The following is a 2,939-nucleotide window of genomic DNA, read 5'->3' on the forward strand; positions in this document are numbered from 1 at the left end:
AGTATAAGTGATGACTTTATTAAATTAACACCCAATGACGCTGACACTTTAATTAATCAACTCGCGATGGCTGCTTGATGGCCAAAGTCGAGAATTATCAGATGTTTAAAAAAGGGTGTATATACTACTTTAGTCTTATACTACTAAAAATGTAAAAACCTATATCCAATACGAATGGTTTTTAGGTGCGGCCATCGAGTGACGAAGTCCCATGAGCCTATATTAATAGGTGATTGGGGTGAGGAATGAAGATAACAAAACCTAGAAATCACTCGTGAAGGGTATAGAAGGCTTTTTTAAAACCATGCATAAACTAAAAGAGTGTTAACAGATCCTAGTCAATGAGCTACGTTAATACATCACCATTGTTTTTTTAACAATGATAGAGATGGAGCAAAAAGTGGATTTGCAATGCTTGAATTGGCTTGTGACGTAAGTGCAATGAGCGGCGTGGGCAATGGAGACCAAGGATGGTCTTCTACTCCCATTAAAAACTTTCGCTGTAGTTATATTAGAAGAGTATTGAGAAACTTGAGTGATGTTTTATTAACGGGGCAATCGCTATAGATAGCTTGTAGCTACTATAGCGATTGATGGGCGGGTTATTTAGCGCGTTTATTGCTAAATAAATTACCTAGTACTCTCTATTGGTCTTGCTTAAAGTTCCTCAACAAAGTGTAAGCATCGGCAACGCTCCCTGTTTTGGATAACTCACTAAACTCAACTTTTGTTTCAGGGGTGTCAGGTTGTTTAACTTCAAGGCCAGGATACTCTCTTCCTGTGTTGAGTAGCATATACTTCAGGTAGTAACCATCCAAGTAAGGGTACTGGGAGAGTGTTAATGCAGCAATACCAGACACTACAGGGGTTGCCATACTGGTACCACTATATTTGGCGTATTGGTTGCCAGGAATGGTTGACAGGATTTTTACGCCAGGCGCAAAAATGTCAACGGTTCGTTTGCCGAAGTTGGTAAAGCTGGCGGGCAAGTCTTCACCTTTATTAGCAGACGAAGCACCAACATCTAACCAGTTACTGATTTTATAGCCTGGAAAGCTTTTGAAATTACGGTTAGGGTAGCGAGGTTTTTCGTCATTGTTGTTGCTGTCATTGCCCGCGGCATGTACTAACAGAACTCCGGCATTTGAGGCATATTCAAAGGCCAAATCAAGTTTAGCTTTGTTGGGTGAATAGCTTTTACCAAAGCTCATATTAATAATACTAGCGCCGTTATCTACAGCATAACGCACTGCATTAGCAATATCTTTATCACGTTCATCGCCATTAGGCACAGCACGTAATACCATGATTTTGACATTTTCTGCTATGCCTTTTATACCAATATCATTATGCCGGTCCGCCGCAATGATACCAGATACATGGGTGCCATGATCAGAGTCTGGTCCTGTTACGTCATTATTACCATAACCCGTTTCCCAAAAATTGTTTGGGTCATCTTTGACAATATCAGTACGAGGATCAAACTCTGTATTATAGTTATAAGCCAATTTGTTAGCGTAATATTCAGCTCGACTATCGACTTTTTCGTACTTACCGAATAGGTCTAATATTTTTAACAGAAAATCTCTAGCGACGACCACTTCTTCAATATCACTGTTGATGCTTGATAAGCCTTCTTTGGAAAAGTCATTATAATTATAGGTAGAAAGTAATGCTTTATTTTCCTTAATTTGGGCTTGATAGTTGACATATCGGTCACGGGTTTCTGTTGTTTCTTTTACTTCATCTTGGAATGTTTTACTAAGCTCTTCATAGTAAGCTTTTTTCTTGGCAGGAATATAGGCACCAGAAGCCAAAAGCGCTTGATATTTTGCATATTCACGGGTGATTTCTAAGGTATCGTAATTTACATGACGACCGTCTTTACCACCGATAAAGTTCCAACCATGAATATCATCAACGTAGCCATTACCATCATCATCGATGCCATTGTTGGGTATTTCTCGAGAGTTTTCCCAAATTTTTCCTTGTAAATCTTCATGCTTGATGTCAACGCCACTATCAATAACCGCAACAATAACAGGCTTATATTTATTGGTGAGTGAAAGCTGGTTATATACTTTGTTGACGCTAGAGCCTTCGATATTGTCTTCTTCAGGGCTTAAATTATACCAGTCATTAGCTTCTACTACAGGTGCACGAAGGGGAACACTTCGTTTACTACGGCGCTTTTGTGTTTTTTGTTTAAGCTGTACCGGTTCTTCAATAATGACACCTTTTATATTGGTCATTGGTTCTGGCTGCGGCAGTTGCGTAGGATTGTCTGCAAACGTGTTTGCACTACAAATAGACAAAAAAAGGGCTGATAAGGTTACACCCTTAACTTGATTAAGTTTCATGAAATTTCCTAACTGATTTTACACTTTATATGTTGTGTATTTTGCTTTGGTTATTTTTCTAATATAAATAATGGTTGTTATTCAACTTATAAAAACACCTTATATTATCGGCTTTGCTACCTTAATAAGGTAGTGTTAAATAAGTACGAATATCCCACTTTGTACTATATTTTATCTTTGCTGGAATAATCCCCAGATAACTCCCGCGTTCGATTATAAGCAGGATTTTTTTTGTGAGTCAATATGTCGTATATTACTAACGAAAATTATTCATAGTTATAAAAAGTGTTTATGATGTTTTTCTAATGTTTGTATTTTGTCTTACAACAGCATTTATGCTGTTTGATAAATACACTGGAACTGATGTGGGCTTAGTGTTAAAAATATTTTAGGAATATTATTTTTTTATCTTGGAGAATTAATGTTGGTGGGAGAGTGTCAGGTAAGCTTTGTATAAAGTTGAGTGTTTATATATTTTTCGACCTATGGGTACCTCTAAAAATGTTACCAAAATTTCAATATTTTTAGGAAAGATCTTAAATTATAGAAGGTAAATACGATTGTTTATTATTTGACACC

Annotated in this window: 1 protein-coding gene; it reads right to left on the reverse strand. The window is 37.0% G+C overall.

Annotated elements, in window-relative coordinates:
• Nucleotides 1-644: 644 nt before the first annotated feature.
• The gene (locus F607_RS32025) at nt 645-2,360 is read right to left on the reverse strand and encodes a S8 family peptidase (protein ID WP_051311849.1); all 1,716 of its coding nucleotides are present in this window, start codon (nt 2,358-2,360) and stop codon (nt 645-647) included.
• Nucleotides 2,361-2,939 lie beyond the last annotated feature (579 nt).

This window comes from Zooshikella ganghwensis DSM 15267, from assembly GCF_000428585.1.
GTDB lineage: Bacteria > Pseudomonadota > Gammaproteobacteria > Pseudomonadales > Zooshikellaceae > Zooshikella > Zooshikella ganghwensis.